This window comes from Acidovorax sp. HMWF029 (assembly GCF_003060895.1).
Taxonomy (GTDB): domain Bacteria; phylum Pseudomonadota; class Gammaproteobacteria; order Burkholderiales; family Burkholderiaceae_C; genus Acidovorax.
Map to the genome: position 1 here is coordinate 1 of NZ_QAIH01000122.1, position 2,664 is coordinate 2,664.

General features: G+C 64.0%; 3 protein-coding genes. 2 read left to right on the forward strand and 1 reads right to left on the reverse strand.

Annotated features, from left to right (window positions below; genetic code table 11):
* Both DBR12_RS08440 and DBR12_RS08445 read left to right on the forward strand, forming a co-directional pair.
* On the forward strand, positions 1 to 625 hold a 625-nt coding region (locus DBR12_RS08440), incomplete at its 5' end, for a pyridoxamine 5'-phosphate oxidase family protein (RefSeq protein ID WP_369861417.1).
* A 94-nt stretch (positions 626 to 719) separates the two neighbouring features.
* Positions 720 to 1,481 (forward strand): sulfite exporter TauE/SafE family protein, encoded by a 762-nt coding sequence (locus DBR12_RS08445; RefSeq protein WP_108616842.1) that lies wholly within the window; start codon positions 720 to 722, stop codon positions 1,479 to 1,481.
* A 93-nt stretch (positions 1,482 to 1,574) separates the two neighbouring features.
* Here DBR12_RS08445 and DBR12_RS08450 read toward each other — a convergent pair whose 3' ends face one another.
* Positions 1,575 to 2,582: an integron integrase gene (locus DBR12_RS08450; protein ID WP_108616843.1), complete on the reverse strand. Its 1,008-nt coding sequence runs from the start codon at positions 2,580 to 2,582 to the stop codon at positions 1,575 to 1,577.
* Between the last annotated feature and the right edge of the window lie 82 nt (positions 2,583 to 2,664).

Genomic DNA, 2,664 nt, shown 5'->3' on the forward strand with positions numbered 1-2,664 from the left:
CGCACCGACCGACCCCCACGCCATCGACACGCTGCAGCGCCTGGAGGCGCTGCTCAGCCAGCCCAGCGAGGCATCGCTCAGCAAAGAGGTGGCCTACATCCACCCCGCCTACCGCGCCATGATCGAGGCCGCGCCCTTTGCGGTGCTGGCCACCACCGGCCCCGGCGGGCTCGACGCATCGCCGCGTGGCGACCCGCCCGGTTTTGTGCAACTGCTGGACGACAAAACCCTGCTGCTGCCCGAGCGGCGCGGCAACAACCGCGCCGACAGTCTGCGCAACATCGTGGCCGACCCGCGTGTGGCGCTGCTGTTCCTCATCCCCGGCGTGGGCGAGACCCTGCGCGTGAATGGCCGCGCACGCATCAGCGTGGCGCCCGATCTGCTTGCGCGCTTCGTGGTCAACGGCCAGCCGCCCAAGTGCGTGATCGTGGTCTATGTGGAAACCGTCTTCTTCCAATGCGCCCGCGCCATCCAGCGCTCGCAACTCTGGAGCACAGTGCCCCCCGGCACCCCGCGCCCCGTGCCCACACCGGGCGCCATCCTTGCGGCCATCACGCAGGGCCAGTTTGATGGCGCCACCTACGACCGCGACCTGCCTGCGCGCCAGCAGGCCACGTTGTATTGAGCCTTGCGGCCCGCTGCTGGGGCCTCACTGCCTGCGCACACAATGGCACCAGGGCGCTGCCAGCACAGCGTGCAACCAATGCAGAGGGAGAGGCATGGATTCCGTGTTGTTGATCGTGGCGGTCGGTGCCGTTGCCGCAGGCTTTGTGCAAGGCCTGTCGGGCTTTGGGTTTGGCATGGTCGCCATGTCGTTCTGGGCCTGGAGCCTGGAGCCGCGCCTGGCGGCGGTGCTGACGGTGTGTGGCGCACTCACCGGCCAGCTGGTGGCTGCCGCCACCGTGCGCCGGGGTTTTGACCGCGTGCGCCTGCTGCCCTTTGTGCTGGGCGGCCTGGCGGGCATCCCCCTCGGCGTGGCCGTGCTACCGCGCCTGGACATGGACGCCTTCAAGCTTGTGCTGGGCACCCTGCTGGTGCTGTGGTGCCCGGCCATGCTCATGGCCAAACAACTGCCCCGTATCTCCCGGGGCGGGCGCGTGGCCGATGTGCTGGTGGGCTTGGCAGGTGGTGTGATGGGCGGCCTGGGCGGCTTCACCGGCGTGCTGCCCACCCTGTGGTGCACCCTGCGTGGGTTCGACAAAGACGTGCAGCGGGCCATCATCCAGAACTTCAACCTGGCCATGCTGATCGTGACGTTTGGCACCTACCTGGCTACGGGCCTGATTACCCGTGAGGCGCTGCCCCTGCTCGCTATCGTCGTGCCCGCAATGCTGGTGCCCACGCTACTCGGCGCCAAGCTGTACCACGGCATCAGCGAGGCACGGTTTCGGCAGATTGTGTTGGGGATGCTGACACTGTCGGGGGTGGCGATGCTGGTGGCGAGTGCGCCAAAGGTGTTGGGGCTGCTGGGGGATGTGTAATGCTCACCTATTGATAGCTGTTAGCGCTTTATGGATAAGCGGTAGAGCCCGATTGGAATAAGAATCTTCGCTCTCAGCGACTAACGCAGCGTGTCAACTTCCGTGCGCCATCGAATCCAGCGGGCTGGCCGTGCCACCGGCCGCCACCTTCAGAACATGGGTGTAGATCATGGTGGTGGACACATCGCTGTGGCCCAGCAGCTCCTGCACGGTGCGGATGTCGGTGCCAGATTGCAGCAGATGGGTGGCAAAACTGTGGCGCAAGGTGTGCACCGACACGGGCTTGCAAATACCTGCTTGCGCCACGGCCTTCTTGACGGCCCGCTGCAGCCGTTCCTCAAACAAGTGATGGCGCCGCTCCACGCCCGAGCGTGGGTCCACAGAAAAAGTGGGTGAGGGAAACAGCCAGAACCAACCCCATGTGCGGCCCACCTGGGGGTACTTTTGCTCCAGTGCATGCGGCGTTTGCACCCCACCTCGCTGCGCTTGCCGGTCCTGTTCCCACACGCTTCGCGCGTTCAACAGTTGCGCGCGCAGCGTGGGCGCCAGGGTGCGCGGCAGCATGACGACGCGGTCTTTGTTGCCCTTGGCCTCCCGGACAATGATCACTTGGCGATCAAAGTCCACATCCTTGATGCGCAGGCGCAGGCCCTCCATCAGCCGCATGCCTGTGCCATACAAGAGTTGCGCCAGCAAACGCATGTCTGCATCCAGAAACTGAAACAAGGCAGCAACCTCATCCCGCGTCAAAACACTGGGAATGCGCCGCTTCTGGGCGGGGCGGCTTACGCCCTCCAGCCAGGGCAAATCGACGCCCAACACTTCGCGGTAAAGAAACAGGATGGCGCTAAGTGCCTGGTTGTGGGTAGAGGCAGACACATGCCGCTCTGTCGCCAACATCGTGAGGAACGCTTCCACCTCAGCAGCTCCCATGTCGCGCGGATGCCGCATGACCCCGCCACGCCCGTGCCAACGTATGAAAAAACGTACCCAGTGCAGGTAAGCATTCTCGGTGCTGAGGCTATAGTGAAGGTAACGAATACGCTCTCGAACCTGGTCCAAAAGGCGAGGTGAGCGCAAAACATGCGTGCCGGGTTTCATGTAAATTTTATACCTGTGTTTTTAAACAGTGTATCGGCCGCAATCCCAAGCTGCAAGCCACTTCCAGGAGGAATCCGTGTCC

Coding starts and splice junctions, on each gene's coding strand:
- DBR12_RS08450 (WP_108616843.1), bottom strand. CDS start 2,582: ATGAAACCCGGCACGCATGTTTTGCGCTCACCTCGCCTTTTGGACCAG.
- DBR12_RS08445 (WP_108616842.1), top strand. CDS start 720: ATGGATTCCGTGTTGTTGATCGTGGCGGTCGGTGCCGTTGCCGCAGGC.